Here is a 690-nt window from a genome sequence, read left to right as displayed (position 1 = left end):
TTCCAATAGCATTCCTCCCCATAAGCTCTAAGCTCTGGACATTGTCATTATCATAATCTGCTTGACACTTTCCGGGTGTCTCTATAATATCTTGAGGGTTTTGAAAACTCTGTCCTAATAAACAACCTAATGTAAAACTACCAAATCCCATTTCAAACTCCTTTTTTTGTTTTTATTTATTTATATGAGTGGATTATAGCAGAATCCTAAACCCTTTTCAAATAAGCTTTAAGATGTCTTACTCTTATCCACAAACAACTCTTTTTTGCAATATCAATTAAGAATGAGTAACAGGTCTTTGCTGATATTGCTTTAAAAATTCTGCGAAAATTTCCTTGTGTGTATTATCTCTTTCAGTAATCATCTTAGCAAGTCTATCTTTTGCTTGAACTTCCATATTCTCATAAACCATAAAAGGTAGAGAGCCAAACTGATATGAGCCTTCTTTAACTTGTCTATGTTGCTTTTGTATGTCTTGCTAATATATGATATTAAAACAAGAGGTAGCCTTACCTACCATTTTCTCTAATAGCTAACTTTTCAGCTTCTGTAATATCTCTATGTTTTCTTACATAGGTGCTGCGAGTTTGAGAATAGCCATAGATATAAGAGCCTATGACTAATCCAAAGACTGCTATTGCAAAAAATACTATCCACATATTTGGTTGCTCCTTTGTTTGTTAGAATTTA

General features: G+C 32.8%; 1 protein-coding gene. It reads right to left on the bottom strand.

Annotation, left to right across the window (positions count from 1 at the left end):
- Positions 1–509: 509 nt before the first annotated feature.
- Entirely contained in the window at positions 510–659 is a 150-nt protein-coding gene (locus HCCG_RS12370) for a hypothetical protein (RefSeq protein WP_002957712.1), read from the bottom strand.
- Positions 660–690 lie beyond the last annotated feature (31 nt).

The organism is Helicobacter cinaedi CCUG 18818 = ATCC BAA-847, from assembly GCF_000155475.1.
Taxonomy (GTDB): Bacteria; Campylobacterota; Campylobacteria; order Campylobacterales; family Helicobacteraceae; genus Helicobacter_C; species Helicobacter_C cinaedi.
The sequence above is the reverse complement of the archived record's forward strand: the minus strand, read 5'-3'. Positions and strand labels throughout refer to the sequence as shown.